Source organism: Phenylobacterium sp., assembly GCF_046291545.1.
Taxonomy (GTDB): Bacteria; Pseudomonadota; Alphaproteobacteria; order Caulobacterales; family Caulobacteraceae; genus Phenylobacterium.
Genome location: NZ_JBKBSM010000012.1, coordinates 1 through 26,324, shown reverse-complemented (window position 1 = coordinate 26,324; position 26,324 = coordinate 1). Strand labels below are relative to the sequence as shown.

25 protein-coding genes and 1 pseudogene are annotated in these 26,324 nt (G+C 71.5%); 11 read left to right on the top strand and 15 right to left on the bottom strand.

Translation table 11 applies throughout. From position 1 onward, the window contains the following. Positions 1-136 precede the first annotated feature (136 nt). The 3 genes from ACK4YQ_RS17300 to ACK4YQ_RS17290 all read right to left on the bottom strand — a co-directional run bounded on the left by ACK4YQ_RS17300 (position 137) and on the right by ACK4YQ_RS17290 (position 2,885). A complete protein-coding gene (locus ACK4YQ_RS17300) occupies positions 137-985 on the bottom strand; it encodes a DUF4167 domain-containing protein (RefSeq protein WP_409613042.1) in 849 nt (282 codons plus the stop codon). Positions 986-1,242: 257 nt separating this feature from the next. After that, positions 1,243-2,112 carry a peptide chain release factor N(5)-glutamine methyltransferase gene (gene prmC, locus ACK4YQ_RS17295; RefSeq protein WP_409613040.1) on the bottom strand — a complete coding sequence of 290 codons (870 nt, stop codon included), beginning with the start codon at positions 2,110-2,112 and terminating at the stop codon, positions 1,243-1,245. Next, the gene (locus ACK4YQ_RS17290; protein ID WP_409613038.1) at positions 2,109-2,885 is read right to left on the bottom strand and encodes an MOSC domain-containing protein; all 777 of its coding nucleotides are present in this window, start codon (positions 2,883-2,885) and stop codon (positions 2,109-2,111) included. The genes prmC and ACK4YQ_RS17290 overlap by 4 nt, the downstream gene beginning before the upstream one ends. 175 nt (positions 2,886-3,060) lie before the next feature. Between ACK4YQ_RS17290 and ACK4YQ_RS17285 the strand changes: the two genes are divergently transcribed. Then, positions 3,061-4,203 carry a YihY/virulence factor BrkB family protein gene (locus tag ACK4YQ_RS17285; protein ID WP_409613036.1) on the top strand — a complete coding sequence of 381 codons (1,143 nt, stop codon included), beginning with the start codon at positions 3,061-3,063 and terminating at the stop codon, positions 4,201-4,203. A 3-nt stretch (positions 4,204-4,206) separates the two neighbouring features. Here the strand turns inward: ACK4YQ_RS17285 and prfA are convergent, their stop codons facing one another. After that, positions 4,207-5,283, bottom strand: coding sequence for a peptide chain release factor 1 (gene prfA, locus ACK4YQ_RS17280; protein ID WP_409613035.1), 1,077 nt, complete (start codon positions 5,281-5,283; stop codon positions 4,207-4,209). A gap of 83 nt (positions 5,284-5,366) precedes the next feature. On the opposite strand from prfA, the gene ACK4YQ_RS17275 reads away from it, so the two are divergent. After that, a complete protein-coding gene (locus tag ACK4YQ_RS17275) occupies positions 5,367-5,954 on the top strand; it encodes a pyridoxamine 5'-phosphate oxidase family protein (RefSeq protein WP_409613033.1) in 588 nt (195 codons plus the stop codon). Positions 5,955-6,042: 88 nt separating this feature from the next. Here ACK4YQ_RS17275 and ACK4YQ_RS17270 read toward each other — a convergent pair whose 3' ends face one another. From ACK4YQ_RS17270 to ACK4YQ_RS17230, 9 genes are all read right to left on the bottom strand, one after another. Continuing rightward, positions 6,043-6,336 carry a hypothetical protein gene (locus tag ACK4YQ_RS17270; RefSeq protein WP_409613032.1) on the bottom strand — a complete coding sequence of 98 codons (294 nt, stop codon included), beginning with the start codon at positions 6,334-6,336 and terminating at the stop codon, positions 6,043-6,045. A gap of 30 nt (positions 6,337-6,366) precedes the next feature. Next, on the bottom strand, positions 6,367-6,891 hold the full coding sequence (locus ACK4YQ_RS17265) for a hypothetical protein (RefSeq protein WP_409613030.1): 525 nt from the start codon (positions 6,889-6,891) through the stop codon (positions 6,367-6,369). A 93-nt stretch (positions 6,892-6,984) separates the two neighbouring features. After that, positions 6,985-8,142 (bottom strand): flavodoxin-dependent (E)-4-hydroxy-3-methylbut-2-enyl-diphosphate synthase, encoded by a 1,158-nt coding sequence (gene ispG / locus ACK4YQ_RS17260; protein ID WP_409613029.1) that lies wholly within the window; start codon positions 8,140-8,142, stop codon positions 6,985-6,987. Positions 8,143-8,197: 55 nt separating this feature from the next. Further along, positions 8,198-9,148, bottom strand: coding sequence for a helix-turn-helix domain-containing protein (locus ACK4YQ_RS17255; RefSeq protein ID WP_409613137.1), 951 nt, complete (start codon positions 9,146-9,148; stop codon positions 8,198-8,200). A 193-nt stretch (positions 9,149-9,341) separates the two neighbouring features. Further along, positions 9,342-11,606, bottom strand: a complete 2,265-nt coding sequence (ptsP, locus tag ACK4YQ_RS17250) for a phosphoenolpyruvate--protein phosphotransferase (RefSeq protein WP_409613027.1) — start codon at positions 11,604-11,606, stop codon at positions 9,342-9,344. Between the two features lie 131 nt (positions 11,607-11,737). Continuing rightward, entirely contained in the window at positions 11,738-13,435 is a 1,698-nt protein-coding gene (locus ACK4YQ_RS17245; protein WP_409613025.1) for a hypothetical protein, read from the bottom strand. 138 nt (positions 13,436-13,573) lie between these two features. Continuing rightward, entirely contained in the window at positions 13,574-14,236 is a 663-nt protein-coding gene (locus tag ACK4YQ_RS17240) for a glutathione S-transferase family protein (RefSeq protein ID WP_409613023.1), read from the bottom strand. 16 nt (positions 14,237-14,252) lie between these two features. Next, positions 14,253-14,717, bottom strand: coding sequence for an SRPBCC family protein (locus ACK4YQ_RS17235; protein WP_409613021.1), 465 nt, complete (start codon positions 14,715-14,717; stop codon positions 14,253-14,255). Next, positions 14,714-15,073: an ArsR/SmtB family transcription factor gene (locus ACK4YQ_RS17230; RefSeq protein WP_409613020.1), complete on the bottom strand. Its 360-nt coding sequence runs from the start codon at positions 15,071-15,073 to the stop codon at positions 14,714-14,716. Before ACK4YQ_RS17230 ends, ACK4YQ_RS17235 begins: the two co-directional genes overlap by 4 nt. 113 nt (positions 15,074-15,186) lie before the next feature. Between ACK4YQ_RS17230 and ACK4YQ_RS17225 the strand changes: the two genes are divergently transcribed. From ACK4YQ_RS17225 to ACK4YQ_RS17210, 4 genes are all read left to right on the top strand, one after another. Further along, on the top strand, positions 15,187-15,900 hold the full coding sequence (locus ACK4YQ_RS17225; protein ID WP_409613019.1) for a YceI family protein: 714 nt from the start codon (positions 15,187-15,189) through the stop codon (positions 15,898-15,900). 83 nt (positions 15,901-15,983) lie between these two features. Then, complete coding sequence (locus tag ACK4YQ_RS17220) at positions 15,984-16,355, top strand: YciI family protein (protein WP_409613017.1); 372 nt, start codon at positions 15,984-15,986, stop codon at positions 16,353-16,355. Then, positions 16,352-17,614: an RNA polymerase sigma factor gene (locus ACK4YQ_RS17215; protein WP_409613015.1), complete on the top strand. Its 1,263-nt coding sequence runs from the start codon at positions 16,352-16,354 to the stop codon at positions 17,612-17,614. Before ACK4YQ_RS17220 ends, ACK4YQ_RS17215 begins: the two co-directional genes overlap by 4 nt. Before the next feature lie 92 nt (positions 17,615-17,706). Further along, positions 17,707-18,231 (top strand): SRPBCC family protein, encoded by a 525-nt coding sequence (locus ACK4YQ_RS17210; protein ID WP_409613013.1) that lies wholly within the window; start codon positions 17,707-17,709, stop codon positions 18,229-18,231. A 6-nt stretch (positions 18,232-18,237) separates the two neighbouring features. Here the strand turns inward: ACK4YQ_RS17210 and ACK4YQ_RS17205 are convergent, their stop codons facing one another. Next, entirely contained in the window at positions 18,238-18,858 is a 621-nt protein-coding gene (locus tag ACK4YQ_RS17205; protein WP_409613012.1) for a helix-turn-helix transcriptional regulator, read from the bottom strand. 71 nt (positions 18,859-18,929) lie between these two features. On the opposite strand from ACK4YQ_RS17205, the gene ACK4YQ_RS17200 reads away from it, so the two are divergent. Then, on the top strand, positions 18,930-20,333 hold the full coding sequence (locus ACK4YQ_RS17200) for an MFS transporter (RefSeq protein ID WP_409613010.1): 1,404 nt from the start codon (positions 18,930-18,932) through the stop codon (positions 20,331-20,333). Here ACK4YQ_RS17200 and ACK4YQ_RS17195 read toward each other — a convergent pair. Beyond that, positions 20,324-21,574, bottom strand: a complete 1,251-nt coding sequence (locus ACK4YQ_RS17195; protein WP_409613008.1) for an aspartate kinase — start codon at positions 21,572-21,574, stop codon at positions 20,324-20,326. The two genes, ACK4YQ_RS17200 and ACK4YQ_RS17195, sit on opposite strands and share 10 nt — an antisense overlap. Positions 21,575-21,709: 135 nt before the next feature. Here ACK4YQ_RS17195 and ubiG point away from each other — a divergent pair, with 135 nt between their 5' ends. The 4 genes and pseudogenes from ubiG to ACK4YQ_RS17175 form a co-directional block, all read left to right on the top strand. Further along, on the top strand, positions 21,710-22,468 hold the full coding sequence (ubiG, locus tag ACK4YQ_RS17190) for a bifunctional 2-polyprenyl-6-hydroxyphenol methylase/3-demethylubiquinol 3-O-methyltransferase UbiG (protein ID WP_409613006.1): 759 nt from the start codon (positions 21,710-21,712) through the stop codon (positions 22,466-22,468). Between the two features lie 27 nt (positions 22,469-22,495). Continuing rightward, the gene (locus tag ACK4YQ_RS17185) at positions 22,496-23,299 is read left to right on the top strand and encodes an FkbM family methyltransferase (protein WP_409613004.1); all 804 of its coding nucleotides are present in this window, start codon (positions 22,496-22,498) and stop codon (positions 23,297-23,299) included. Positions 23,300-23,337: 38 nt separating this feature from the next. Continuing rightward, positions 23,338-24,093: a DUF4336 domain-containing protein gene (locus tag ACK4YQ_RS17180; protein WP_409613003.1), complete on the top strand. Its 756-nt coding sequence runs from the start codon at positions 23,338-23,340 to the stop codon at positions 24,091-24,093. Positions 24,094-24,243: 150 nt separating this feature from the next. Continuing rightward, positions 24,244-26,324 (top strand): annotated as a pseudogene (locus ACK4YQ_RS17175) (autotransporter domain-containing protein); the annotation flags it as partial.

Genomic DNA, 26,324 nt, shown 5'->3' with positions numbered 1-26,324 from the left:
CGCTTCTTCGGACATCCCCACTCGGAGGAGCCGGCGGCCGCGGGCCGGGCTGCGAGGCGGCGCCGTCAGCGCGCGGACGGCCTTGGCGCGTCCGGCTCTCATGGATAAGGCTCCCCCGCAGGGGAGCCCTTCAGATTCAGGCTTCTTCAGTCTCGCCCGAGGGGGCGTCGGCGCCGCCTTCGAAGCTGCGCGGGGCGCGGCGGCGGCGCGGTTTGCGCGCCGGCTCCTCGCCGCCTTCGGCCGGAGCGGCGGGACGGGCCTGCAGGAAGGCCGGGGCGTGGCTTTCGCCGCCCTCGGCGTCGCGGAGCATCGGCGAGGTCCGGCCGGCTTCGCGTTCGTCGGCGACCAGCGGGGCGCCCTGCGGTTCGACGACGGCCAGCGGATCGCGGGGTTCCCGGGGCTCGCGGTCCTGACGATCCTGCCGGTCGCGGCGATCGTCGCGGTCGCGCCAGCGGTCACGCCGGCTCTGGCGGCCTTCCTCGCGAGGACGCTCGTCGCGAGGACGCTCGTCGCGGGGCCGGTCGTCGCGCTGCCGGTCATCGCGTTGACGGTCGTCGCGCTGACGGTCGGACCGGTCCTCGCGCTCGCGGCGAGCCTCGGTCTCGCCCTCGGCGCCTTCGCCCTCGCCTTCGGAGGCCTCTGCGGACTGGCCGCCGACCTCGTCCTCGAAATCGATGTCGTAGCCCGACGCGAACTGGTCGCGGCCGAGAATCTCGGCGGCGGGGCGCTGGGGCTGAATGGCGCGCACGAGGCGGAAGTAGTGCTCGGCGTGCTGCAGATAGTTCTCGGCCAGCACCCGGTCGCCCGCCGAAGCGGCGTCACGGGCCAACTGCTGGTACTTCTCGAACACGTGCTGAGCGTTGCCGCGCACCTTGACCCCATCGGGCCCGTTCGACTCGAAGGCGCGGTTGGCGTTCTGCTGCGGCTTGCCGCCGCCGCCACGATTGCGCCCGCGCTGGCGCTTCATACCCTTGAAATCTCTCATCCTGCGGTGACCGTCCTGGGTCCGCGCCTGGGCCGGACCGTCTTGGATCCGCCCTTTGGCTCTGTATGTCGGGGCAGGGCCGTGGCCCTTGGCTCCGAAGTTGAAAACGAAAAGTTCCCCGTCATCCGCCCGGGGCTGGTAAGGCGCTCGTTTCGCGATTCTCACGATCGGCTGCGCCCGCCGGAGCGGCGCTGCATCCTGAGATGCTTGAACCCTGACGCCGGCGATTTGGGAGGAGACGCTTTTGATGTAGCGATTCAGGCGCTTCTTTCCAAGGCCCTTTTTTCGCCGGTGACCACACGGTCGCGGCCCGACAGGTCGGGCCAGGTGCGGATGGCGAGCGCCCCGGCCTCGGCGAACAGCCGCTCGACGGCGGCTTTCTGGTCGTAGCCGATCTCCACGGCGAAGCGGCCGCCGGGCCGTAGCACGCGCAGGATCTCCGGGGCCAGGAGGCGGTAGGCGTCCAGGCCGTCCGGCCCGCCGTCCAGGGCCAGGCGCGGCTCGTAGTCGCGCACCTCGGGCTCGAGGCTGGCGATCACGTCGCTGGCGATATAGGGCGGGTTGGAGACCACCAGGTCGAAGCTCGCGCCGTCGAGGCCGGCGGTCCAGTCGCCCCGCAGCAGGGCGCAGCGGCCGGCGAGCCCGAGGTTGGCGGCGTTCTCACGGGCCACGGCCAGCGCCTCCTCCGAAGCGTCGATCCCCAGGCCCCGGGCCGCCGGCCGCTCGGCCAGGATCGCCAGGATCAGGGCCCCGGAGCCGACGCCGAGATCGAGGATCGAAAAGCGCTCGTGCTCGCCATAGGACTTAAGGGCGAAGTCGACGATGGCCTCGCTGTCCGGCCGGGGGGTCAGCACGTCGGCGGTGACGCGGAGCATGACCTTCCAGAAGCCCTTGCGCCCGAGGATGTGGCTGACCGGCTCGCGGCGTTCGCGACGGGCGAGATAGCCGTCGAGCGCGGCTTCCTGTTCGGCCGTGAGCGGGCGATGGGGGTCGGTCACGATGTCGGTGCGGGTGACCTCGCAGGCGGCTTCGAGCAGCAGGCGCGCGTCGATCACCGGACCGTCGAGGCCGGCGGCCTCCAGCCGCTTGCGGGCCGCGCTCCAGGCCTGGACGAGGGTCAGGCTCATGCGGGGGTCTCCTGCGGCGCGGTCGCCGCATCCCCCGGGGCGATCCGCCCGCCCTCAGTGACGTGGACGTAGACCCCGCAGTTCATGTGGCCATAGTTGTCGAACAGCGCCTTGACCACGTCCATGTCGCGTTCGGCGGTGGCGGGGTCCACATGGGTCGCCGCGCAGCGCACGATCGGCTTGAACACCTTGGCCCGGGCCCAGCCGAGCATCAGCTCGCGCCCCTCCCAGCCGTTCTCGGCCCAGGCGGGCCAGCCTTCGACATAGACGTTGGCGCGGAAGCGAAGCGGGTCGACCGGCCGGCCGATGCGGGCCTCCAGGTCACGCACGCTGGCCAGGTTGATGATCGAGACATGGCCCTTGGGGTGGTCCATGAACCGGTGGTCGCCCGGCGCCTGGAGCACCTTGAGCGGCCCGCGGGCGGCCTCCCCCAGAAGGTCGGTGAGCCAGGCCGCGAAGGCCTCGCGCCCGGCTTCCTCGGTCAGGCGCACGGACAGGGGGGGACGGCCGTCGGCGGCGGCGTGAAGCACGCCGGCGGCCTCGTCGTACCTCGTCTTCGCCCTGGCGACCTCGGCGATGTGCGCCAGCACGGCGAACTTCTGCTTGGGGATGAAGCCGGGCGCGTCGGGGTCGAACCCGCTGGGGCCGTTCTCCACCGTGTAGAGGCGGTCGCAGGGAAAGGTCGCGCCGGCCTTCAGCTCGGCGGCGTCCAGCCGCTCCGGCGTGAAGCCCTTCACGGGGTGGCGGTAGAGGGCGGCGATGTGACCGGTCATGGTGCTGTGTTGCCCCAAGGCGCGCCGCGCGACAACCGTCGATCGCAAGGGGGAACGCCGGCCCCGCGGCGGTGTTGTTCCGCCCAGGATGACTGGCGAGGGACGAGAGGCGGCGCGGGCCAGGGGGCGCCGCAGGGCGCCGCGGACGACGGCGCGAAGGGCGGGGCGGCTGATCATGAGCCTGGCCCCCTGGGTGCTGCTGGCCGCGACGTCGACGGCCTTGCTGCGGCGGCGCGGGCCGCCCCCTCCGGGCATGAGCCTCGACCATGTGGACACGCCCGCCGGCTACGACGCGCGCGAGCCCGCCCGCGGACGGCTGGCGCCCTGGCCGCCGGCGATCCCGGCGCGAGGCTGGGGCGACGTGCTGTGGCGCACGGTGATGGAGATCCCGCGGGACCGGCTGCCGGCGGTGGCCGGCGGCGTCACCTTCTACAGCCTGCTGTCGGCCTTTCCCGCGCTTGGGGTGTTCGTCTCGGTCTACGGCCTCGTCGCGGACGTCTCGACGGTGCGCCGGCAACTGGAGCAGATCGCCGCCTTCGTGCCCGACGAGGTGCTGGGGCTGATCGCCGGCCAGATGATGGCCCTGGCCGAGAGGCCCGATTCCTCCCTGGGCGTGGCCTTCGCGGTCAGCCTGGCCCTGTCGCTCTGGACCGCCAAGACCGGCGTGGCGGCGCTGCTGGACGGCCTGAACATCGCCTATGACGAGGAGGAGAAGCGGCCCTACGTGCTGCGCACGCTGCAGGTCTACGGGGCGACCTTCGCGGCGATCCTGCTGCTGGCGGTGTTCGTCGGGCTGCTGGTCGGGGCGCCGATCGTCCTGGAGCGCGTCGGCCTGGGCCGGGTGCTGGCGATCTACGGGCCGATGCGCTGGGTCGCGGCCCTTGTGCTGGCGTTCGGCGCGCTGGCGCTGCTCTATCGCCACGGCCCCTCGCGGGCGACCCCGCAATGGCGCTGGGTGTGGTGCGGCGCGGCGGTGGGCGCGGTGATGTGGATCTGCGGCTCGCTCGGCTTTTCCTGGTACGTGAACTCGGTGGCCAACTACGACGTCACCTACGGCTCGCTCGGCGCGGCGGTGGTGCTGATGCTGTGGATCTGGTTCTCGGTGATGGTGGTGCTGGTCGGGGCCGAGCTGAACGCGGAGATCGAGCACCAGACGGCCCTGGACTCCACGGTCGGCCCGGTCAAGCCGATCGGCCGGCGGGGCGCGGTGGTCGCCGATACGGTGGGCCTGTCGATCGACGCCCGCGCGGCGATCGGCAAGGCGTTCAACAGCCGCCAGCGCCAGGCCCGGCGCCTGTTCCACCGCTTCGCCCGCTAGGCCTCAGCCGAATTCGTCCTCCAGGGCGGCCAGGCGGGCGGCCTGGTCCTCGGCGATCAGCGGGTCGATGATGTCGTCCAGGGCCTCGCCCTCCATCACCTTGGCGAGGTTGTAGAGCGTCAGGTTGATGCGGTGGTCGGTCACCCGGCCCTGGGGAAAGTTGTAGGTGCGGATGCGTTCGGACCGGTCGCCGGAGCCGACCTGGCTCTTGCGGGCGTCGGCGCGGGCGGTGTCCAGGGCCTCGCGCTGCATGTCGTAGAGGCGGGCCTGCAGCACTTTCATGGCCCGCGCGCGGTTCTGGTGCTGCGACTTCTCCGAGGAAGTCACGACGATGCCGGTGGGCAGATGGGTGATGCGCACGGCCGAGTCGGTCTTGTTGACGTGCTGGCCGCCGGCGCCGGACGAGCGGTAGGTGTCGATGCGCAGGTCCTGGTCGCGGATCTCGATCTCCACGTCCTCGACCTCCGGAAGCACCGCGACCGTGGCGGCCGAGGTGTGGATGCGCCCGCCGGCCTCGGTCTCCGGGACCCGCTGCACGCGGTGCACGCCGCTTTCGAACTTCAGACGGCCGAACACGCCCTCGCCGGTGATCGAGGCGATGATCTCCTTGTAGCCGCCGACCTCGCCCTCGGAGACCGAATCGATCTCCACCCGCCAGCCGCGGTTCTGGGCGTAGCGCTGGTACATGCGGAAGAGGTCGCCGGCGAACAGGGCCGCTTCGTCGCCGCCGGTGCCGGCGCGCACCTCCAGGATCGCCGAGGCGTTCTCGTCGCGGTCCTTGGGGGCCAGCAGCAGGGCCACTTCGTGCTCGAGCTTGGGCAGGCGCTCGTCCAGCGCCTCCAGTTCGTCGCGGGCCAGGGCGGCCATGTCGGCGTCGCCGGCCTTGGCCATCTCCTCGAGCTCGGGGCGTTCGGCGCGGGCGCGTTCGAGGGCCGCCACGGCGTCGGCCACGGGCTTCAGCTCGGCGTGCTCCTTGGACAGCCGCACGATCTCGGCGCCGTCGGCGGCCGCGCCCATGCGCGCCTCGATCTCGCGGAAGCGGTCGAGGACCTGGTCGAGCCTGGCCTGGGGAAGTCGCAAAGGTCTGGACGCCTGAAGTGAAGGGGAGCTTCCTCTAGCGTCCCGGAGCCCGCTTGCCAAACCGTCGAATGAGGATGTCGGCCATGTACCACGAAGGAAACCGCGCCCTGCAGGACGCCTTCGGCAGCCGCGCCCTGGCCGACCGGCTGGAGGAGAAGCTGCGGCGCGAGCGCTTCAACGCCGACGACGCGGCGTTCATCGGGTCGCTGGAGTTCTTCTTCCTGGCCACGGCGGACGCGCAGGGGCGGCCGGACTGTTCGTTCAAGGGCGGCCCGGCGGGATTCGCCCGGGTCGCGGCGCCGGACCTGCTGGTCTTCCCCGACTACGACGGCAACGGGATGTTCAAGAGCCTGGGCAACCTCAGGGTCAATCCGAACCTGGGCCTGTTGTTCATCGGCTTCGGCGAGGCGCCGCGGCGGCTGCGGGTCAACGGGACGGCGGCGGTGGTCGAGGACGATCCGGAGATGGCGGAATTCCCCGGGGCCCAGTTGCTGGTCAAGGTCACGCCCGGGGCGATCTTTCCGAACTGCCCGCGCTACATCCCCGCCCTGGAGCGGACCGCCGGCTCGGACGACGCGCCGAAGCCGGGGGAGGCGCCGGTCGAGCCGAAGTGGAAGAGCTTCGAGATGTTCGCCGACGTCGTGCCGCCCCGCCGGCGCCAGGGCCCCTAGCGGCGGCGGATCACCTGGGCGGGGCGGACACGCAAAACCCCCGCCGTCGCCGGCGGGGGTGGCTTGAAGCTCAGCCGTGACGGCGAGATCAGGCGCGAACGCCCGTAAGAGACGCGTTGCCGAAGGCGCCCAGCTTGACGTTGCCGGTCATGTTGTCGCCGGCCACGGTCGCCGTGAACTCCAGCGTCATCGGCATCGGCGAGGTGATGTTCGTGCTCCAGGTCAGCGTGTCGCCGTTGACCTTACCCTCGACCGACTGCTCGCCCATCTGGCCCTTGGTCGTGCCGGTGAAGGTGTCGCCGTTCGTCGTGATCGAGGCGTCGACCGTTTGCGCGCCCATGGGGGTGTTGATGGTGATCTTCCAGTTGCCGTCCGCGGACATGGCGTCCTCCCTGTTGGAGGCGGCACCTAATCAACTGGACCGGAGCGGCGCAAGTGGTGACGCTGGCGTCAACTGCCGAGAAATTTCGCCGTTTTCCTCCAGGCAGCCGAAGCTGAAGCCGGCCTCGCGCAGCCGTGCGACGAGGTTCAGGAAGCGCGCGTAGAACTCGTTGGCGCTGGCGAGCTGGTCGGGCCGGGCGAACACGGCGGAGGGGACCATGAGGCCCCCGGGCAGGCGCTCGACATCGCCCGTCGCGATCAGGTCGTCGAGGTAGCGGTCGAAGATCTCCTGGGGAAGGCCCAGCATCTCGCGCAGGTCGGCTTCGGGGACCGGCCGGCGGTGCGTGTCGGGCGGAATGTCCTGGAGCTGGGCGAAGCGGTCCGGCGAGGCCAGGTGGGCGCTGTTGGACGTCCAGATGGTCGTGAAGATGAGGTAGCGCAGAATGTCTCCGCCGTGCGCCGCCGACATGGCCACCATGATGCGGGTCAGCTCGCTGCTGAAGATGCGCAGCGTCAGGCGGCGGTTGTCGAGGGCGGCTTCTGAAATAAGCGTCACGGGCGGTTGTCCACGGAACAGGTTCGCTGAAATGGCGTCCTGAATGCGCGGATCAGCCTTAAGGCGCGGTTAGACCCGGGTGCGGCGGATTGTCTATTCGGCCGCCTGGGGCGGGGCGGCGCCGGCCGTCCTGGCGGCCGCGGCCTCGATCTCGGCGGCGCGGGCTTCCACGAGCTGGACGATGTGGTCGACCATCTGCGCGTTGTCCATCTTGTGGTCGGGCTTGCCGGCCACATAGACCATGCCCGAACCCTTGCCGCCGCCGGTGAAGCCGAGGTCCGTCATCAGGGCCTCCCCGGGGCCGTTCACCACGCAGCCGATGATCGACAGGCTCATGGGGGTGGAGATGTGCGCCAGCCGCTGTTCCAGCGTCTCCACCGTCTGGATGACGTTGAAGCCCTGACGGGCGCAGGAGGGGCAGGCGATGATGTTCACCCCGCGGTGACGCAGGCCCAGGGACTTCAGGATGTCGAAGCCGACCTTGACCTCCTCCACCGGATCGGCGGCCAAGGACACGCGGATGGTGTCGCCGATCCCGGCCCACAGAAGCGAGCCCAGGCCGATGGAGGACTTCACCGTGCCGGAGCGCAGGGCCCCCGCTTCGGTGACGCCCAGGTGCAGCGGGCAGTCGATAGCCTCGGCCAGCATCTGGTAGGCGGCGACGGTCATGAAGACGTCGGAGGCCTTCACGCTGATCTTGAACTCGTGGAAGTCGTGGTCCTGGAGGATGCGGGCGTGGTTGAGCGCGCTCTCGACCATCGCCTGCGGGCAGGGCTCGCCGTAGCGTTCCAGGAGCTCGCGCTCCAGCGACCCGGCGTTGACGCCGATGCGGATCGAACAGCCGTGGTCGCGGGCGGCCTGGACCACCTCGCGCACCCGGTCCGGCGAGCCGATGTTCCCGGGATTGATGCGCAGGCACGCCGCGCCCGCCTTGGCCGCCTCGATCCCGCGCCGGTAGTGGAAGTGGATGTCGGCCACCAGGGGCACGCGGGCGGCCCGCGCGATCTCCCGGAAGGCGGCGGTGGAGTCCTCGTCGGGGCAGGACACGCGAACGATGTCCGCGCCGGCCTCCTCGAGCTGGCGCACCTGGGCGATGGTCGCGGCCGCGTCGGCCGTGACCGTGTTGGTCATGGACTGGACCGTGATCGGCGCATCGCCGCCGACCTCGACGTCGCCGACGCGGATCTTGCGCGAGGGCCGGCGCGCGATGGCGCGCCAGGGGCGGACGTGGGTGTGATCTTGGCTGGACATGCGCGGCGGAAAATAGGGCCTTCGCGGCGAATCCCCAACCGCCGATCGCGGCGGATCAGCCGGCGAGCTTGGAGATCGTCGTCTGGGCGGCGGGCAGGCGGCCCTTGGTGGCGCCGGCCACGAACACCTGGAACGCGGCCGGATCGGACACGTCGGCGACCAGACCGTGCAGCATCGGCGCGCGATAGGCCTCGCCGGCGGAGAGCTGGCGGGCGAAATAGACCGAACCGTCGGCGCCGCGCACGATCAGGGCCGCGGCCTTAAGCGCCTGCAGGGTGACGACCGATTCCTGGGCCGGCGCGCCGTAGACCTGGCCGTTCGGCTGGAACGTCGGGGCCAGGGGCGCCAGGGGCTCGGCCGGGGCTTCGGCCGCGCCTTCGGCGGCGGCGAGCTTGGCGGCGGCCATGGCCGCGTCGACCGAGCCGTCCGCGGCGGCGGCGGCGGCCAGGCCGGGGGTTTCGTAAGGCGGCGGCGTCGTCGATTCCACCGGCGCCGGCAGGGGCGCGCCCAGGGCCACTGGGCCGGAGGCGGTGACGATCGGCGCGGCGGTCTCCGGCGCGCTCGCGGCGGGCGGAGCCTCGTCGGTGATCGCCCGCTGGGCGATGTTCCAGAGCACGATGGCGCCGATGATCAGGGCCGCGCCCACCGCGATGGCCGCAAGGCGCGGGTCGCCGCCCCGGGTCACGCCGACCGGGGCGCGCAGCCCGTCCTCGGGCGCCGGGGTCTCGGCGCGGAACCGCTCGACGGCGGCCTCGCCGTCCAGGCCGAGGGCGCGGGCGTAGGCGCGGATGTAGCCGATGGTGAACGGGCGCGAGGGCAGCTTCTCGAGCTGCATGGTCTCGATCGCCAGAAGATAGGCGCCGCGGATCCGCGTCGCCTCGGCAAGTTCAGTCAGGGATAGACCGCGGTGCTCGCGTGCTGCGCGAAGGGCAGACCCGATGTCGGGGCCAAAGTGGACCGTCGGGACGTAGGTATCCGGCTGCCCGGGACCTGATTCCCCTTCCAAGCGAAAATTGAGCTGCGTCAGTCCGCCAGTATCCAGCGGCATGGCTATTTCTCGCCCCCAACCTAAGGCTGCGAACATACCTCGCGCCCGGCGACTCTTACCGGTACCAAACATACGTTAACAGCCTATTGTCCGTAACATCCAAGCATCTGGGAGGCAATGCGCTATTCGGTCACGCGGCCGAATACGGCGATTACACGGCAAGGTACAGTTTTCGAGCCAGGGTCTCGATCTCATTGCGCACCGAGCCGGCGCCGCCCCGGATCAGGGCTGAGACGCCGCGATAGGCCGCCTCGCGGTCGCAGGACAGCACCATCTGCTTGACCGGGCCGACACCGGCCGGCGGCATGGACAGCCGCTCGAATCCAAGCGCTACAAGGACGAAGGCCTCCAGGGGGCGCCCGGCCATCTCGCCGCAGACCGACACCGGCGTGCCGGTGTCGGCGCAGGCCTTCTGGATGGATTCCAGCACCCGAAGCGCGGGCGGCGAAAGCGGATCATAGCGATCCGATACTCTTGGATTGCCGCGGTCGGCGGCGAACAAATACTGCATCAAGTCATTGGTGCCGACGGAGACGAAGTCGGTCATCGGCAACAGGGCGTCCAGGTGCCACACCAGGGCTGGCGCCTCGACCATGGCGCCCACGTCCAGGCGGGCCGGAGCGGGCCGGCCGCGGCGGACCGCCCAGGCGACCTCGGTGTCGACCAGGGCGCGGGCGGCGCGGAACTCGTCGACACTGGCCACCAGCGGGAACATCACCCGCAGGGGCCGGCCGTGGGCCGCGGCGATCAGGGCCCGCAGTTGAAGGCGCAGGAGGGCCGGACGGTCCAGCCCCATGCGGATGGCCCGCCAGCCGAGGGCGGGGTTGTCCTCGCGCTCGGCCTCCAGGTAGGGCAGCACCTTGTCGCCGCCCAGGTCGAGGGTGCGGAAGGTCACCGGCATGTCGCCGGCCGCGTCCAGCACGCGCTTGTAGAGGGCCGCCTGCGAATTGAAGCGCGGCAGTTCCTCGGCGACCATGAACTGGAACTCGGTGCGGAACAGGCCGATGCCCTCGGCGCCCGTCTCGCCCAGGATGTCGAGATCGACGTCCAGCCCGGCGTTCATCAGCAGGGTGATCTTGGCCCCGTCGCGGGTGAAGGCCGGAGTGTCGCGCAGGCGGGCGAACTCGGCGCGGCGCTGGGCGCGCACGTCGATGCGGGCCTGGATGGCCTTCACCACGTCCACCCGAGGGCGCAGGTAGGCCTCGCCGGTCTCGGCGTCGACGATCACCGGATCGCCTTCGGACACGCGGTCGCGCAGGCCCGGTAGGCGGCCGACGCAGGGGATGTCCAGGGCGCGGGCGACGATGGTGGCGTGGCTCGCCGCCGAGCCTTCCTCCAGCAGAAGGCCCGCCAGCTTGGTGCGGTCGTATTCCAGCAGGTCGGCGGGACCGAGGTTGCGGGCGATCAGGATGGCGTTCTCAGGCAACTCGCGGGCGGTATGCCCGTCGCCGGACAGGTGGCGCAGGAGCCGGTCGTTGAGGTCCTCGAGGTCGTGCAGACGTTCGCGCAGGTACGGGTCGCGGGCCTGGCCCAGGCGGGCGCGGTGCTCGGAGCGGACGCGCTCGACCGCCGCCTCGGCGGTCAGGCCGTTCTTTACCGCATCTTCGAGCGAACGGTTCCAGCCGCGGTCGTGGGCGAACATGCGGTAGGATTCGAGCACCTCGTAAGAGGCTTCGACGAGGCCGCGCTGGCCTTCCAGCATGTCGTCGATCTGGGCCTGCAGCGCCGCCACGGCGGTCTTCAGCCGCTCCTCCTCGGCGGCCACGTCGTCGGCCAGGAGCTGAGACGGCGCGACCGGCGGTTCGTGCAGCACCGCCACGCCGTAGGCGAGGCCGTCGGAGAAGCGCGAGCCCTTCAGCCGCTCGGGCCGGTGCGGGGCGAGCTCGACGCCCTTCAGCTCCTCCTCGCTGATGAGGTCGCCGCCGGCCACCATCTCGGCCAGGACCATGGCGACGATCTGCAGGTCCTCGACCTCGTCCTCGGTGTAGACCCGCTCGGTGCGATTCTGGACGACCAGCACGCCGATGGCGCGGCCGCCGCGCAGCAACGGCACGCCGAGGAAGGCGTGGTAGGGGTCTTCGCCGGTCTCGGGGCGGTAGGAGAAGGCCGGATGGTTGGGGGCGTCGGCCAGGTTCAGCGGCCGGCCCAGGCGCATGATCTCGCCGACCAGGCCCTCGCCAGGCTTCATCTGGGTGACGTGGACGGCGCCGACGTCCAGGCCCTCGGTGGCGAACAGCTCCATGTCGCCCGCCGCGCGGCGCATGTAGAGCGAGCACACCTCGGCGACCATGGAGCGCGCGATGATGCGCACCACCATGTCCAGCCGCTCCTGCGCGGGCCCTCCGCCGGCCAGGGCCTCGCGGATCTGCCGGAGCAGACTGCGCTGGCCCCTTATGGCGACGCCGGGAATGGCCATCCGCCGCAACCTCCTGTCCCTTCTGGTCTCCTAGCAGTTTTGGACGTCGGAACGGAGACCGAATTGCGGCGTCTGCGGCAGATGGTCCGCATACGGCCGCCCCGGCTGTGGACGGCCGCCGGGCGGGGCGCTCAGAGCTCGGCCATCAGCTCGCGGAGCTGGCGCAGGGCGCCCGGATCGCGGCCGAGTTCCGCCATGGCGTCGGGGGCCGCCAGCAGGCGCTTGGCCTCGGCCTTGGCCCGTTCGGCGGCGGGGCCGGGGGGCGCGGTTTCCCCGGCGGCCATGCGCAGGAGCGCGCCCAGGCGGTGAGGAAGGGCGATCTGGGCGCGGCTGAGCTGGCGCACGAGGCCCTTGGACGCCTCGAGGCGGTCGCCCATCTCGCCGAGGCGTTCCAGCAGCGGCTCGACGCCGCCGGCGTCGTGGCGCGAGCGCGCCAGCATGCGGTGCAGGCGCGCCAGCATGAGCAGCCGCGTGGACGCCGAGTCCGGGCCCGAGGTGAGCTCGGCGTCGAACCGCGGCGAGGAGATCGTGGCCTGGATCCAGCGCACCGCCTGGGTGCGGTTGGCCGCGCCGGCGAGATTGTCCAGGAGTCGGGCGAGATCGAAAGCTTCCTGCATCGCCGGCCGCTCGGCGCGCAGGAAGGCTTCCAGGAAGTCCTGGCCGACCATCAGGCGCGAGCGCTCGATGATGGCGGCGCGCACCTCTTCGGCCGGCAGCACGCGCGGATCGGCAGCGCTGAGGGCGAAGCCGAGGGCGCGGGCGAGCTCGACCTCCTCGGCGGGGTCGGAGGGGCGCAGCCGGCGCGGAGTGGTGAGGGCCTGCAGCAGGCGGCGCACGACAGCGCCGCGGATGTCCTCATAGCCGGGCAGGGCGAGGCGCTCGGCCAGGCGCTGGGCGACCGGCCCCAGCGGCGGGATCAGGGAGCCCGCCTCCGGGTCCACCTGGGCCAGGGCCTCGACCGCTTCGTTGGCCACGAGCCGCGCCGCGGCGGCGACCTGGCCGCCGAGGTCGAGGTCGGCGCCCAGCAGTTCGGCGGTCGCGGCCTTGGCCGCCAGGATCTCCGACAGGGGCTGGCAAAGCACCTGCAGCGCCAGGGCGCGTGCGGGGTCCTCGTCCGGGGCGGCGTCGGCGAGGTCGAGCAGGCGTGCGCACTTTTCGCTCCAGTCGCCGCCCCCGGCCAGGTGGTCGGCGACGCCGCCGGCCAGCCGATAGGCGCCGTCCGCAGCGCCGGCCAGGTCGCGGCAGACGGCGGCGAAGGTGTCGGGCGCCAGCGCGGGAAACAGTGCGGCCGCGCGGTCCGCCCGCAGACGGCCGATCGCCTGGTCGACGAGCTGCTGCACGGTGCGGACCATCTGGTGCACGCCCACGCCGCGGCCCAGGGACTGGGTCACGGCGACCTTCTGGACGGCGTGCTGCATCTCCGCGCCGGTCGTCTGCAGCCGCTCGGCCAGGTCCAGCCGGTGCAGCAGCTCGAAGGGCGTCGCCTTGACCTTGCCGAGCCAGCCTTCCAGCAGGCGGGCGATCTGCGCGCGGGAGGCGGCGGCGTAGAGGTCGGCCGGGGCGCGGCAGGCCGGGCCCATCTCCTCTGCGCCGGGCCGGGCCTTGCCCTCGTCCTGGTCGCCTCGCTTCAGGAGGACGGCGGACCTGAAGGCGCCAGTCTCAGGGTCCAGGGTCTCGCGCACCACCCGCACGCCCGCGAACTCGCCGCCGGCGAACATCTCCTCGGCCACGCGTACGGCGTGGTCCTCCCGGGCATGGGTGAGCTCCAGGTTCATGGCGCCGCCGGGGCGCTTGGCGAAGACTTCGTAGTGGACGCTGGACAAGAACATGTTCCCCCAAACATGCGCCGCCCACTCGAACGCAAAGCGATTAAGCCCGGCTTTACGGATCGCAGATCCCGTGCGGCGAGACGTCGCCCCCGGACGCGTCGCTTCCGACGCGCCGCCCGCCGGAGCCGGTTGCTGCGGTCAGTCCCGGTCCGGGGCGCCCAGGGGGAAGAAGGCGCGGTAGGGCCGGCCCGCCTCGATCGCCCGGGCGAAGGAGGGGCGGGCGTTCAGCCGGGCGCGGTAGGCCTTGAGGGCGGCGAAGGCCTCGTCGATCGGATGGCTCCAGTCGGCGTAGAAGAGCGAGGGGCCGGCGGCGCAGTCGGCGAGGCTGAAGCGCTCCCCCGCGGCCCAGGGGCGGCCCTGCATCCGCGCGTCCAGCCAGGCGTATATCGTCTCCAGCGCCCCGCGCGCCTTCGCCACGCCGAGGGGATCGCGCACGGCGCCGGACGGACGCAGGGCGTCCTCCACCAGCTTCTGCTGGACGTTCATGACGTAGTTGTCGAACACCCGGTCCATGAAGCGGACCTCCAGGGCCTCGCGCGGATCGTCGGGGATCAGCTTCACAGGCCCCGGATGGAACGCCTGCAGGTGTTCGATGATGACGCTGGCCTCGATCACCGGACGGCCGCCGTCGACCAGGACCGGGAACTTGCCGAGCGGCCAGATCGCCGTCAGCTCGGCGAAGGCTTCGGGGTGCTCGCCGTCGAGCATGCGGAACTCGAAGGGAACGTCGTTCTCGTAGAGGGCGATCAGCGCCTTCTGGCAGTAGGACGAGAAGGGATGGGCGTAGAGGACCAGCGACATGGGGCGCTCCCTTCCTTCAGGCCGCGTCGGCCAGGGAGCGGCCAAGGGCGTCCAGCAGTTCGCGCGTGCCCTCCTCGCGGGCGCCGGCGTCGTCGTAGCCGTCGAGGAAGGCGCCCTGCTCGGTCAGCACCAGCTTCGTGCCGCCGCCCTGGGGCTTCAGCTCGATGGTGGTCAGGGAGACCGAGATGCGCACGCCGTCCAGGTGCATCTCGTAGGCGTAGACGATCCGTTCGTTCTCGACGATGTCGTAGTAGAGGCCGTCGAAGCGGTGGAGCGTCCCCCCGGGGGGGCCGCCCGCATTGACCTCGCGGCCGCCGACGCGGAAGTCCATGCTGGTCTCGGTCGAGGTCCAGTCCGGCGGGCCCCCGAACCACAGCGCCTTGGCGGCGGGGTCGGCGAAGGCCTTGAACACGCGCGAGGGGGAGGTGGGATAGATCCGCTCGATCGCGAACATGGCGTGTGTGACGGAACGGGCGGTCATCTGGGGCTCCTTCGGGAGGGATCGGAATCGTCGGCGGTGCGGGCGAGGAAATCGCCCAGGCGGTCGAGGCGGCGCTCCCACCCGGCGCGGCGCTGGGCCACCCAGGTCTCCACCGTCTGCAGCGCCTGGGGCTCGATCCGGCAGGTGCGCACGCGGCCCACCTTCTCGGAGCGCACGAGGCCGCTGGCCTCCAGCACGGCCAGGTGCTGCATCACGGCGGGCAGCGACATGGAAAGCGGGGCGGCCAACTGGCTGACCGACAGCGGGCCCTGGCTCAGCCGCTCCACGACCGCCCGCCTGGTCGGGTCGGCGAGGGCCTGGAACACCAGGTCGAGGGAGGGCTGTTGGTTAGGCATCGACTTAACCAACGTCACTTGACGGTGTTAGTCAAGCATTTACTTAAGTGTCTGTCTTCGCCGTTGACGCGGCTCGTTGAGCCGCGTTCTGCTCGCGTCCAAGGAGAAAGCTCATGAAGAAGCTCGTGACCGCCTGCGCCCTGCTCGCCCTCGCCGCCTGCTCGCCAAAGGCCGAGAAGGCGGCGGACAAGGCGCCGGAGACCGCGGCCAAGACCGCGCCGGCCGCGCCCGTGACCGACGCGCCGGCCGGGACCTACACGCTGGACAAGACCCACGCGAGCCTGGTCTTCCGGGTGAACCACCTGGGGCTGTCCAACTACACCGCCCGCTTCACCAAGCTTGACGGCGAGCTCAAGTTCGATCCGGAGAATCCGAGCGCCTCCAGCGTCACGGCCACCATCGACCCGCGCTCGATCGAGACCGACTTTCCGAATCGAGAGCCGGACTTCGACGCCGAACTCGCCGGCAAGTCCTGGCTCGACGCCGAGCAGTTCCCGCAGATCACCTTCCGCTCCACCGGCGTGGACCTGACGGGGCCGAACACGGCGCGGGTGACCGGCGACCTGGAGCTGCACGGGGTGACGCGGCCGATCTCGTTCGACGTGACCTTCAACGGCGGCTACGCCAGCTTCCCGCCGGACACCTCCGGCTCGCGGATCGGCTTCTCGGGCCGCGGCACTCTGAACCGCTCGGACTTCGGCGTCGCCTACGGCATCCCGCCGGAGGGCTCGACCATGGGCGTCGGAGACCTGGTCGAGTACCAGATCGAGGTGGAGTTCGTGCGTCCGACCGACGCCCCTGCGGCGGCCGCGCCCGCGAAGAAGTAACCGCGAAACCGCCCACGAAAACTCGCCCCCGTTGTAGGAGGCGGGCATAGTCGTTCGTCCTAGGCCCGAGGAAAGGACGCGCGATGCAATACGCCATTCTCTGCTACAACGACGAGGACGTCGTCTGGTCCTGGACCAAGGAGGAGGACGACGCGGTCATGGCCCGCCTGGGGGTGGTGCACGACCGGCTTATCGAGCAGGGCAAGTTCGGGGCGGGCATCCGGCTCCTGCCGACGACGGCGGCCACGACCCTGCGCAAGAACACCGATCCGCCGGTCGTGGTCGACGGCCCCTACGCCGAGACCAAGGAGCAGCTGCTCGGCTTCTACATCATCGACGTGGAGAACCTGGAGGAGGCGCTCGAGGTCTGCCGCGACCTGACCAGGGCCAATCCCGGCGGCGCCTACGAGGTGCGGCCCCTGGCCCTGTTCGTGCCGGGGACGCAGATCGGATGAGCGAACTCGCCTGGATCGACGCGGCGCTCACCGCCGCCCGGCCCCAGGCGGTGGGGGCGTTGCTGCGCTACTTCCGCGACCTGGACACGGCCGAGGAGGCCTTCCAGGACGCCTGCCTGCGCGCCCTGAAGAAATGGCCGGTGAACGGGCCGCCCCGCGATCCGGCCGCCTGGCTGATCATGGTCGGCCGCAACGCGGCGATCGATGCGACGCGCCGGGCCAAGCGGCTGACGGCCCTGCCGGACGAGGACCAGCTTTCGGATCTGGAGGACGCCGAAACGGCGGCGGCGGAGAACCTGGACGGTTCGCACTATCGCGACGACGTCCTGCGGCTGCTGTTCATCTGCTGCCATCCGGAGCTGCCGGCCACCCAGCAGATCGCCCTGGCCCTGCGCATCGTCTCGGGCCTGTCGGTGCGCCAGATCGCCCGGGCCTTCCTGGTGGGCGAAAGCGCCATGGAGCAGCGGATCACCCGGGCCAAGGCCAAGATCGCGCGGGCGGGCGTGGCCTTCGAGACGCCGGGACCGGTGGAGCGGTCCGAGCGGCTCGCCGCGGTGGCGGCCATGATCTACCTGGTTTTCAACGAGGGCTATTCCGCCGGCGCGGCCGAGGCGGCGGCCCGCGGCTCGCTCTGCGAGGAGGCGATCCGGCTGGCGCGGCTGCTGCTGCGGATGTTCCAGACCGAGCCGGAGATCATGGGCCTGACGGCGCTGATGCTGTTGCAGCACTCGCGGGCGCGGGCCCGGTTCGACGCCGAGGGTGCGATCGTCCTGCTGGACCAGCAGGACCGGAGCCTGTGGAACCGCGACCTGATCTCCGAGGGGCTGGCCCTGATCGACAAGGCGATGCGTCACCGCCGCCCCGGCCCCTATCAGATTCAGGCGGCGATCGCGGCCATGCACGCCCGCGCCGCGCGGCCGGAGGACACCGACTGGGCGGGCATCGACCGGCTGTACGCGGTGCTGGAGGTGATCGATCCATCGCCGGTGGTCACGCTGAACCGGGCCGTGGCGACCTCCAAGGTGGCCGGACCGCAGGCGGCCCTCGCGCTGATGGAGCCGCTGGGCGAGCGTCTGTCCGGCTATTTCCACTACCACGGGGCGCGGGGCGCCTTCCTGTTGCAGCTCGGGCGCGCCGGCGAAGCGCGGGAGGCCTTCAGCCGCGCGATCGCCCTGGCCAACACCCCGGCCGAAGCCGCCCACATCCGCGAGCACCTGGACCGTCTGTCGGACGGAACCCCGGCCAGCGGCGCCGGCTGACCTTTCTCCTTCGCCGATGTCGGATCGGCGGGGCCTGGCGCGTCCTTGGAGCATGAGCCGGCGCCGTCCGGCGGACCTTCTGGGGGAAAGCCATGTTCAAATCCATCGCCATCGCCGTCCTGGTCGGGCTCGGCGGCTTCCTGGCCTTCGCCGCGACCCGGCCCGACAGCTTCCGGGTGGAGCGCACGACCGTGATCAAGGCGCCGCCCGAGCGGGTCTACGCCCTGATCCAGGACTTCCGTCGCTGGACCGAATGGTCGCCCTACGAAACCCTCGACGCCGACCTGAAGCGCATCTACGGCGGACCGCTCTCCGGCGAGGGCGCGACCTACGCCTGGGAAGGGCGCGAGGCCGGATCGGGTCAGATGCGGATCATCGGCGCCGAGCCCGCCTCCCGCGTGCTGATCCGCCTGGAGTTCACCAAGCCGATGCAGGCGGTGAACACCGCCGACTTCACCCTGGCGCCGGTCGCCGAGGGCACGCGGGTGACCTGGGCCATGTACGGACCCATGACCTTCGTCTCCAAGCTGATGAGCGTCTTCTTCAGCATGGACAGGCTGGTCGGCAAGGATTTCGAGGCGGGCCTCGCCAAGCTGAAGGCCCAGGCCGAGGCCTGACCTGGTTCAGGCCGGGGTGACGCGGTAGGCGCAGCGGCGGGCGCCGGCCAGCAGATGGTCGGTCCGCTCCACCCGCGCCGGCGCCAGCAAGTCGCGGAACAGGTCGAGCTCGGACCGGCAGAAGCCCCTGCAGGCCGCCGCCGCCGCGCAGATGGGGCAGTGGTTCTCGATCAGAAGCCAGCCCTCGCCGTCCGCGGTCCATTCGCACATGTAACCCTCGGCGGTGCGCAGGGCGGCGAGGCGCTCCAGCCGGGCTTCGACGCCCGCCGCGCCGTCCAGAGCTTCGGCGTAGGCCTCCGCCGTGGCGCGCTCGCGCCTGGCGATCAGACGATCCAGCCCCGGCTCCCCGAACTCGGCCCGCACGGCCTCGATCAACTCGACGGTCATCTGGGCGTGAGCGTCCGGGAAGCGGGCGTGCCCCCTGGACGTCAGCGACCAGGCGCGGCTTGGCCGGCCCACCCCGCCGCCGGGCGGGGCGGCGGCTCGGACCAGGCCATCGGCGAGCAGCCTGTCGATCTGCTGCACCACCGCCTGGCGGCTGATTCCGAGGCGGGCGGCGAGCGCGCCGGCGGTGGTCGGGCCGCGGGTCTTGAGGATCAGCAGGATGGCGTCGGCGGTGGTTTTCATTTCGCAAGCAAATGATTGCAAAATTGAGGCTCAGAGTCTAGGTGGGGCCCTCACCGAGGCAGGAGGAGCAAATGGCCAAGGCGGAGGTCACGGACGGCGGTTGGGCCGACGTGGTGGGCGAGGGGCGCTTTCCCCTGTTCGCCCTCATCTGTCTGGGCGTGTGGCTGACGGCCGCCGATTCCCTGGTCACGGCCACCATCATGCCCAGCGTCGGCCAGGCGCTGGGCGGCTACGGGTATTTCGGCTGGGCCACCGCCGGCTTCCTGCTCGGCTCGGTGATGGCGGGGGCGAGTTCGGGCCTGCTCGCGCAGCGCTACGGCCTGCGCCTGGGCATGGCGGGGGCGGCCCTGGTCTACGCGACTGGCTGCGCCCTCAGCGCAGCGGCGCCGGAGATTCTGGGCTTCCTGGCCGGCCGGGTGCTGCAGGGAATCGGCGGCGGCTGGGTGGTGGGCTTCTGCTCGGTGGCCATCGGCCTTCTTTTTCCCGACCGGACGCTGGCGCGGGTCTATGCGGCCATCACCTCGGTCTGGGGGATCGCCACCCTGGTCGGGCCGCTGCTGGGCGGCGTCTTCGCCGACGCCGGCGCTTGGCGCTGGGTGTTCTGGTTCTTCGCCATCCAGGGCGCGGGGGTGGCGCTGGTGGCCCTGCGCCTGTTGCCGCGGGGCGGGGCCGACGCCGGATCGGCCGTGGCCTGGCCGCAGCTTGGCCTGATCGCCCTGGCCGTGGCGGCGATCGGCTACGCCGACGTGGCCGGGGGCGCGCTCGGCGCGGGGCTGCTCACCGCGCTCGGCGTGGCGATCCTGGTGTTCACGGTGCGCTTCGACGCGCGCGCCAGCGTGCGGCTGCTGCCGAAGGGCTCGGACGACCTGTCGGAGATCCCGGGGTCAGGCTACGCCACCATGTTCCTGCTGACGGCGGCGTCGATGGGATTTTCGGTCTATGGGCCGCAGGTTCTGCAGACGCTGCGCGGCTATTCGGCGCTGTTCGCCGGCTATGTCGTCGCGCTTGAGGCCCTGGCCTGGACGGCCGCGGCGCTGCCGGTGTCGAGCCTGGCGGGACGGTGGCCGGCGCGGATGATCCGCCTGGGGGCGCTCTGCATCCTGGCCGGGCTTGGCCTGTGCGCCCTGGCGTTCGGCCACTGGCCGCTGCCGGCGGTGGTCGCCGCCGCCGCCCTGCTCGGCGCAGGGTTCGGTCTGTCCTGGGCCTTCATGAGCCAGAAGATCATCACCGCCCTGCCGGCGGAGGAACGCGCTATCGGATCGGCGGCCATCACCACCGTGCGCATGACCGGCGCGGCGGCGGGGGCGGCCCTGGCGGCGGTGGTCGCCAACCTTCTGGGGTTCGACGAGGGTGTGACCGTTCCGGTGGCCGAAGCGGTCAGCGTGTGGGTGTTCGCTGCCGTGCTGCCGGTGGCGGCGCTGGGGGTTTGGACGGCCTGGCGGCTGGGCGCCGCCGAGCCTGCGCCTCAGAGCTGATCCAGGCCGTAAGCGGCGTGCAGGGCGCGCACCGCGAGTTCGGTGTAGGCCGCGTCGATCAGCACGCTGATCTTGATCTCGGAGGTCGAGATCACCTGGATGTTCACGCCTTTGTCGGCCAGGGCGCTGAACATGGTCTTTGCCACGCCCGCGTGGCTGCGCATGCCGACGCCGATCACCGAGACCTTGGCCACGTCCTCGTTGACGGCCACGTCCTCGAAGCCGATCTGGTCGCGGGCGGCGCGGACGATCTCGACGGCGCGCTGGGCGTCGCGCTTGCCCACGGTGAACTCCATGTTCGCCGTGTCCTTGGTGCGCGCGTGGCTCTGCACGATCATGTCGACGTTGACGTTCGCGTCGGCCAGGCGGCCGAAGATCTCCGAGGAGACCCCCGGATGGTCCGGCAGGCCGAACAGGCTGATCTTGGCCTCATCGCGGCTGTAGGCCACGCCGCTGACGATCCGCTTTTCCATGATCTCTTCCTCGTCGCAGACGATGGTGCCTTGGCCGGGCGCCTCGCCCGGTTCGACGAAACTTGAAAGGACGCGCACTGGGACGTGCTGGGCCATCGCCAGTTCGACCGAGCGGGTCTGCAGCACCTTGGCCCCCAGGGAGGCCATCTCCAGCATCTCCTCGTAGGAGACCTTGGCGAGCTTGCGGGCCTTGGACTCGATGCGCGGGTCGGTGGTGTAGACGCCGTCCACGTCGGTGTAGATGTCGCAGCGCACCGCCTTGACCGCCGCGGCGACGGCCACGGCGCTGGTGTCGGAGCCGCCGCGCCCCAGGGTGGCGATGCGCCCGTCGCGGGTGACGCCCTGGAAGCCGGCGATCACGGCGACCTCGCCGGCGTCGAGCGCGGCGTCGAGGTTCTCGGACGGAATGTCGTCGATGCGGGCGCGCCCGTGGGCGTCGTCGGCGATGATCGGGATCTGCCAGCCCATCCAGGAGCGGGCGCGAAGACCCATGTTGCGGAGGGTCATGGCCAGCAGGCCGGCCGTGACCTGTTCGCCCGAGGCCACCACGGTGTCGTACTCGTCGTCGGACGGCGGCAGCCCCTGGGCGGCCGGCCCGGCCCCGTCTGTCCAGGCGACCAGCTCGTTGGTCTTGCCGGCCATGGCCGAGACGACGACGGCGACCTTGTGCCCGGCCTCGACCTCGGCGGCGACCAGCCGGCCGACGCGGCGGATGCGCTCCAGGTCGGCCACCGACGTGCCGCCGAATTTCATCACCAGACGGGACATGGGTCCTTGCGATCGCTCCTTGGGCCCCGAAAGGGGGTGGCGCCTTCTAGCGACGCAGCGGGCGCGGGGCAATGGCGCCGAAGGTTCTGCGGGCGAGCGCTTCGCACATGCCCGGCGGCGGACTATGTAGCGCCCATGAACGCCACCCCCGACGCCCGCTCCAGCATCGATCCCGCCGAGGTCGAGCGCTTTTCCCGCATCGCCGCCGAATGGTGGGACCCCAAGGGCAAGTTCGCTCCGCTGCACGTCTTCAACCCGGTGCGGCTGGAGTTCATCCGCGAGCAGGCCCTGGCCCGGTTCGGGCGCGACCCGGCCGCGCGCAGGCCGTTCGAGGGGCTGCGCCTGCTGGACATCGGCTGCGGCGGCGGGCTGCTCTCCGAGCCCATGAGCCGGCTGGGCTTTGCGGTGACGGCGGTGGACGCCTCGGAGCGCAACATCGGCACCGCCTCGACCCATGCGGCCGAGCAGGGTCTGGACATCGACTTCCGCTGCGCCACCGCCGAGCAGCTGCTGGCCGAAGGGGTCGAGCCGTTCGACGTGATCCTCAACATGGAGGTGATCGAGCACGTGGCCGACCCGGGCGAGTTCCTGCGCACCTGCGCACGGCTCCTGGCGCCGGGCGGGCTGATGATCGTCGCCACCCTGAACCGGACGCTGAAGGCTCTGGCGCTGGCCAAGGTGGGCGCGGAATACGTGCTGGGCTGGGTGCCGCGGGGCACCCACGACTGGCGCCGCTTCCTGAAGCCCTCGGAGCTGTCCGGCTTCCTCGAGGGCGAGCCGGTGCGCATGGATGGACCCTATGGGGTGGTCTATCAGCCGCTGAGCGGCCGCTGGGTCCGATCGACGGACTGCGACATCAACTACATGGTGACGGTGACCCGCGAGACGGCCTAAAGAGGCGGGAGGGGTTTAGGAGCATCCATGGCTTCGCTACGCGTGCTGGGTCACGCCTTCCGAGCCTGGCGGCGTAACCTGCGCTGGGCCAAGCACGAACCTGAGACGCCGTACCTGGCCGACCTGCTGAGCGGCTCGCCGGTGTGCCTGCACGTGGGCGCCAGCGACGGGCGCCACTCCTACGTGATGACGCAGGTGGCGCCCAAGGCGCGGATCTACGCCTTCGAGCCCTCGGCCTTCACCTTCGAGGTGCTGAAGACCTGCATGGCCTGGCACGGCATCGGCGGGCAGGTGACGCCGGTGCACGCAGCCGTCGCGGACGCGCCGGGCGAGCTGTTGCTGGTGACGCCGAAGAAGACCTCCGGGCGGATGGGCCGGGCGTACGCCTTCGTGGCCGAGGCGGCGCCGAAGGGCGCGGCGCGCCCCGACCTGCAGGACATGGGCCTGGAGCTCCAGCCGACGCCGGTGGTGGCCCTGGACGCCTTCTGCGCCGAGCGGGGCATCGACCATGTCGACTTCATCCGCATGGACATCGAGGGCGCCGAGCAGAAGGCCCTTGAGGGGGCGCTGAAGATCCTCGACCGTGACCGTCCGCACGTGCTGATCGAGATCCATCCGCTGATGCTGAAGGACCGCTTCGGCGGCTCGGCCCAGGCGGTGGTGGAGATGTTCCAGTCGCGCGGCTATCGCATGTTCGCCCTGAACGGCGACCGGCTGGAGGAGCGGGCCGAGGTGGACCCGGACCTTCCCTGGAAGGACTATTTCTTCATCCACCCCTCGCGGGCGTCGGGCCTGCCGGACGGCGTGTTCAAGGCCCGCATGGCCGCCTGACGCCGGCGCGACCGCCCGTCCACCACCGGAGAAGCGCCTTGGCCGACGACGCCTATGCGCCCTACGCCCCGCTCAACGTCCTCAAGGCCGTGGCCGAGGACCTGTGGATCGTCGACGGCCCTGAGATCCGCTTCGGCTACCTGGGCCTGAAGCTGCCGTTCCCCACGCGGATGACGATCGTGCGCCTGCCCGATGGGGCGATCTGGATCCATTCGCCGACGGTGGCCGCCGACGCCCTGGTCAAGCGCGTGCGTGAGCTCGGGCCGGTGCGCTGGCTGATTGCGCCCAACACCATCCACTACTGGTGGATCCCGGACTGGAAGGCGGCCTTCCCGGAGGCGCAGGTCTGGGCCGCGCCGGGACTGGCGCGCGCCGCCAAGCGCGAGCTGACCATCGACCACGAGCTGGGGGACGCCGCCCCGCCCGCCTGGGCCGAGACCATCGACCAGGTGCTGGTGGAGGGGGACATGCTGACGGAGGTCGACTTCTTCCACCGGCCGTCGCGCACGCTGATCCTGACCGACCTGATCGAGAACTTCGAGCCGGAGCGGGTGCGTCCGCGCCTGCTGCGCTGGCTGATGCGGCTGGCCGGCGCGGCGGACCCGGACGGCAAGGCGCCCATCGACATGCAGCTCAGCTTCGCCCGCCGCCGGCCGGCGGTGCGCACGGCGGTGGAGCGGATGATCGCCTGGGGGCCGGAGCGCATCCTTCTGGCGCACGGGCGATGGTATCCCGCCAACGGCGTCGCCGAACTGAGGCGGGCTTTCCGCTGGGTGCTCCAGGGGCGCGACTGAGCCGATCCTGCGCATGTAACCCGAAGGCCGCACAAACCGGCGCTCTCCCAACATTTCCGTTGCGGAGGGTTGTACAGTTTTTACTGAACTAGTATTTCCGCGACAATCAATCGCTGATGGTGCGGGCGCGGCCCGCCATGCGGAGACGCTATGTCGCGACGTCTATTCCTCCTCCTGGCGGCTTCGCCGCTGTGCTTCGCCGCTCCGGCGCACGGCGAGACGGTGGTCTCGACCACCGTGAGCACGCCGGTCTCCACCTCGACCGCGGCCAGCGGCGGGCGCGACGACGTGCGCGTCGCCTCGGGCGGCGTGGTCCAGCCGGCCGGCGGCTCGGCGATCACCCTGGACAGCGACAACTCGGTCACCATCGAGGGGACGGTGAAGATCCAGGACGCCGACGACGCCACGGGCCTGCGGGTGCAGGGCGGCCGGCGCGGCGAGGTCAAGCTCTCCGGCACGATCACCATCGACGAGTCCGCCGAGCCGAAGGACGGCGACGGCGACGGCGACCTGGACGGCCCGCTGGCGAGCGGGGCGCGGCGGCATGGCGTGCGGGTGACCGGGCCGGGCGCCTTCCAGGGCTCGATCGTCCAGACCGGCGGGGCGATCACCGTCGAGGGCCGCGAGTCCGCCGGCGTCTCGGTCGAGACCGCCCTGCAGGGCTCGCTCCGTCTGAGCGGGGCGGTGAACGTCACCGGCGACCGCAGCTACGGTGTCCGCGCCCAGGACGTGACCGGCGACGTGGTCGTGGCCGGCGCCGTGCAGGCGCGGGGCGAAGGGGCGGTCGGCCTGGCGGTCGACGGCGACGTGGGCGGCAAGCTCGTGATCGGCTCGACGCTGGCGGCCACCGGCTTCCGGTCGACCTCGCGCCCGGCCGACGCGGCCCTGGCCAAGCTCGACGCCGACGACCTCCTGACCGGCGGTCCCGCCGTACGCATCGGCGGCGATGTGGCCGGCGGAGTGCTGATCGATGCGCCGCCCGCCGACCTCGACCCCAATGACAAGGACGAGGACGACGACGGGATCGAGGACGCCGCCGAGACCACCGGCACGGTCAGCGTCTTCGGTCCGGCGCCGGCCCTCGCCATCGGCGGCGGACAGGACGTTCGCCTGGGCGCCGCGGCCGGCGGCCACGGCCTGACCGTCAAGGGCGTGGTCCAGGCTGCAGGGGTCTATGACGGGGTCGCGGCCCAGGCCATCCGCCTGGGCGGCGAGGGCGGGGCGGTCGCCGTGGAGCGCGGGGTGCGGGTCTCCGGCACGGTCACCGCCGACGCCCAGCAGGCCGACGCCACGGCCCTGCGCCTGACGGCCGGGGCCTCGACGCCGGTGCTGGCCAACTCCGGCTCCATCGGCGCCAAGTCCACCGCCGCCAACGCGGCCCTGGCGACGGCGATCCGGCTCGACGCCGGCTCCACCCTTTCGGCCATCTCCAATTCCGGCTCGATCAGCGCCAGCCTGTCCGGCGAAAAAGGGTCGGCCACGGCGATCCTGGACGCGTCCGGTTCGCTGGCCAGCATCGCCAACAGCCGCCTGATCTCGGCGGTGGTCGCCGCGCCGGAGGGCAAGACCGCCGCCGGTCGGGCGGTCGCGCTGGACCTGAGGGCCAACACCGCCGGCGTCCTCGTGCGCCAGACCCAGGACGCCGATCCCAAGGTGACGGCCGCAATCGTCGGCGACGTGCTGTTCGGCTCCGGCGCGGCCCGGCTGGAACTGCTGGCCGGGACGCTGACGGGGGACGTGGCGTTCGGGGCCGGCGCGGACGCGCTGACCATCGGCGGCGGCGCGGTGATGACCGGCGCCCTGACCGACGCCGGCGGCGGGCTGAGCGTGGACGTGGGCGAAGGCGCCCTGCGCATCGCCAACGCCGAGGCGGTGGACCTGACCAGCCTGAAGCTCGGGCCCAAGGGCGAGATCACCTTCGCCCTGGATCCGGCCCAGAACCGCTCGACGCGCCTGAACGTCGCCGGGTCGGCCAGCCTGGCCGACGGGGCGAAGATCGGCCTCAGCTTCACCTCCAAGCTGGTGGACCCGCGCACCTTCACCCTGGTGAGCGCCGGGGACCTTTCGGTGGGCGACCTCGAGGCGGTCGGCGCCGGCTCCACGCCCTGGCTCTACAAGGCGACCCTGAAGGTGGACGAGGCGCAGGACATGCTGCTCGCCGAGGTGCGCCGGCGCACCGCGGGGGAGGCTGGCCGGGGCGCAGCCGAGGCGGCCGCCTCCGCCGCGGTGTT